General features: G+C 43.5%; 4 protein-coding genes. 1 reads left to right on the top strand and 3 read right to left on the bottom strand.

Features of this window, described 5'->3' with window-relative positions:
- Window positions 1-210 precede the first annotated feature (210 nt).
- The gene (locus tag Q0140_RS06530) at window positions 211-1,380 is read left to right on the top strand and encodes an integrase arm-type DNA-binding domain-containing protein (protein WP_297962958.1); all 1,170 of its coding nucleotides are present in this window, start codon (window positions 211-213) and stop codon (window positions 1,378-1,380) included.
- Window positions 1,381-1,420: 40 nt separating this feature from the next.
- Here Q0140_RS06530 and Q0140_RS06525 read toward each other — a convergent pair whose 3' ends face one another.
- From Q0140_RS06525 to Q0140_RS06515, 3 genes are all read right to left on the bottom strand, one after another.
- The gene (locus Q0140_RS06525; RefSeq protein WP_297962957.1) at window positions 1,421-1,780 is read right to left on the bottom strand and encodes a hypothetical protein; all 360 of its coding nucleotides are present in this window, start codon (window positions 1,778-1,780) and stop codon (window positions 1,421-1,423) included.
- Complete coding sequence (locus Q0140_RS06520; RefSeq protein ID WP_297962956.1) at window positions 1,777-2,631, bottom strand: hypothetical protein; 855 nt, start codon at window positions 2,629-2,631, stop codon at window positions 1,777-1,779. Before Q0140_RS06520 ends, Q0140_RS06525 begins: the two co-directional genes overlap by 4 nt.
- 148 nt (window positions 2,632-2,779) lie before the next feature.
- Window positions 2,780-3,126, bottom strand: a 347-nt coding sequence (locus Q0140_RS06515; protein ID WP_297962955.1) for a helix-turn-helix transcriptional regulator, incomplete at its 5' end; no start/stop codon positions are given.

Here is a 3,126-nt window from a genome sequence, read left to right as displayed (position 1 = left end):
AGCATCTGACTCTTAATCAGGCGGCCGTAGGTTCGAATCCTACACGGGACACCATTACTTATTTTTACATCTATTTATATCAATGTATAACCCTTTACAAAGCTTCGACCTTAAGGCATTTTGAAGCTATTTTCAATTTATATTAATTTATATCGATTTATAATTATTTTTGTAAAAAATGTATAACTTTTTGTATAACAAGGGTATAAAATGGCTAAAATTTTAACCGCGACGCAGGTGAAGAAGCTAAAATTTGAGGGCAAGGGTAAGCTCAAGGCGTATTCTATAGATAGCACGTGCGCGTTGTATCTGGTGTGTTTTGCAAACGGCAGCAGATACTATAAACTACGCACAAAAAGAGGCTACACTACGTTAGGAAGTTTCGATGATATAAGCCTTGCCGAAGCTAGAGAAAAAGCGATGGGCTTGCGTAAATCGGGCGCGAGCGACGAGCTACAAAAGCAGAAACTCAAAGATATCTTTTACGCGTGGCTGGATATTAAAATTCCGCCCGAGGATAGTGAGAAAATAAGGCAATCCCGCCGTAAAATGATAAATCGCGTAAATAAACATCTGCTGCAACCTCTAGGCAATATGCCGATAGATGAGATTGGTACAAAGGAAGTGATCGCGGCAACCAAAGGCGTGAATTTTGCAAGTGCTAAAAAGATAATACCGATCCTGCGCGACGTGCTTAAATTTGCTCGCGCCCAAAACGCGGCAGGCGATATATCGTTTATTTATGAGATCATCGATGATATGAGTGAAATTTATCCTAAGAAAAAAGTAGAGCACAGAAAGGCGGTGACGGATCCAAAGCGGCTAAAAGAGATCATAGAAGCGGTCAGAGACGCCCGCATAGAGCCGACGATTAAAAATCTTTTCTTTTTCAATCTGATTATGGCGCAACGTCCGCATCAGATCAGAGAGCTTTGTTGGGAGAGGGTAGATGGGGATTTTGTGTATTTTGGAGAGTCAGATAATAAAACGGGGGTAAATGCGCGCTTGCCGCTTCCGAGGCAGGCAAAGCAAATTTTAGAGGATCAAAAAAGGATAAGCGCGGAGGGGATAGTTTTCAAATCGAGCACCTATTCTAAGCGTAGCGGCTGGGCTATCTCGGACGGCACGCTATTAAAAACGCTAAGGCGCTTGGGTATAGCCGATCTGCACGCACACGGCTTTCGCTCGATGTTTGCTACCTTTGCTATTCGGGCAACCGACGGCGAGCGGGCTATGTTTGAAAAGCGTATCATTGATGAAGTGCTGCTACACGCGCCTAGTAGCGAGGTGGATAAAGCATATTTTAGGGACTTCAACTCGCGGGAGCATTTGCGGGTTTTGCAGTGGTGGGCGGATTATTTGGACGGCTTGGTAATTTAAGCCGTCCGCGATCAGGTTTGTAGCCGCTCCACCTTACCTTCTACCTCCCGTTATTCTGCACGTTGCCGTTACCTATCTGGATATTGCCGCCGTTTATGATGATGACGCCTCTTTTAGCTTTATTTTTACGACGGGCGCGCTTGCGTCTTTTGCAAGGGCTATTCTTTTTAAAATATCTGCCGTAAATTTCAAGCAGTCCTAAAGGATTGAAGTGCTCTTTCGCATAGCCCGGGTAGAGAGCATCAAGATATAAAAGTTTATCTAAAACCTTATCCATATCGAAATTTCTGCCATAGACCTCTTTAAAAGAGAGCTCTAATTCTCGTAGCTGCGCTTCTTGCTTCTTGCTAAGCATCTCTACTTCCTCGCTAGGAAAAACCCGTCCGCCTATGCTTTTCATCGCTCGTCCTTTAGATAAAGTTTATTTCCTTCGCTTTGCTCTTTTAACTTCGACATAGCGGCGGAAAGCTTGTTTTGCAAGCAGGCAAGATCCGATTGCAAAAGCTCAAGCTCATGCCGCATAGCTATAGGGGCCTGCGCTTGCTTGATGCTTGCTTGCACCACGGCAGAGCTAAGACGGGCGATATATTCTTTTTGAGAGGCTATGGTTCCGTTAGCTAAGGCTAGCTCGCCCGCTAGATCCTCTATCTCTCCTCTTAGGCGAAAGACCTCGGACATATTAGAGATCGCTTCGTGTTTTACGTCCGTTAGCTCCTTATTAAGCGCCGATAGCTCGGCGCTGTTTATGCGAGCGGGAAAGCCTGCGCGAGAGGTGATCTTAGCGCGATATGAGGCTAGCGCATTTTTAGCCTTAGTGATCTCGCCTTTATAGTAAGCAAGCTTCTTGCCGTGCTTCTTAGCTTCAATCTCGGCATCTGATTTAAGGGAGGAGATTTCACCTTCTAGCCGTAGATTATGCTCGCGAGCTTCAGCGAAAGCCCGCACCTGCTTTAAGATAGTCTTTTCGAGCTCCTGCTCCGCCCATAACCTAAAGCCCTTAGCCTTTTCGCTGCGGATAAACATCCCGAGCTTGATAATGCCGCGGAGCGTCCATTTGATGACAGGCTTGCGAAATTTGTTTATCTCGATGACGAAATGGATATCCTGGACTATTTCGTCCGCGTGCAGTCGCTTATGCTCTCTGATGGCAGTCGTAGAAACACTGTAACGCTCCGCGACATACTCGGTAGAGAATGTTTGGAAATTTAAAATTTCAGCATGGGGGCTATCGTTCTTAAAAAGTGAGTTCATAGTAGAAATCCTTTCAAAAATGATTTAAAATCATATTTTGATGGGATTATACTATTTTAAATAGTAGAAGTCAAGCATTTTATTATTGTAAATAATATTTTTTCAAAAAAAGTTTATTTACAATCAGAGCGACAGAATTTCTGTCTCTCTAAATTTCATCTAGCAGTTCCTTAAAAGCAGTTAGTTTAGCGATTTTCTCCTTTAAGTTTTTGTTTTCTATCATAAGTTCTAAAAGATATTGATAGGTCGGCGGCACTTCGCCCTTGGTTACCCATTGCGCGGGCGTGCCCGAATTTACCTTGATAATCTCCGCCAACTCCCTTTGGGTGATACCTAGCTCGGCGCAAACTTTTTTAACGATATTTTCCTCCTTATAATTCGGATCGAAATGCCATTCTATGACGTATAAATCATTACCTTTTTTGTCTTTAAATTCTAGATGATTGCCCCCCTCATGAAAGAAAACGTCATATTCCCCCTCTTTTTTTAGCTCTT

It is taken from the genome of uncultured Campylobacter sp., from assembly GCF_938045405.1.
In the GTDB taxonomy this organism is placed as follows: Bacteria; Campylobacterota; Campylobacteria; order Campylobacterales; family Campylobacteraceae; genus Campylobacter_B.
Note: the sequence above shows the minus strand (reverse complement) of the source record. Positions and strands in the feature narration are given on the sequence as shown.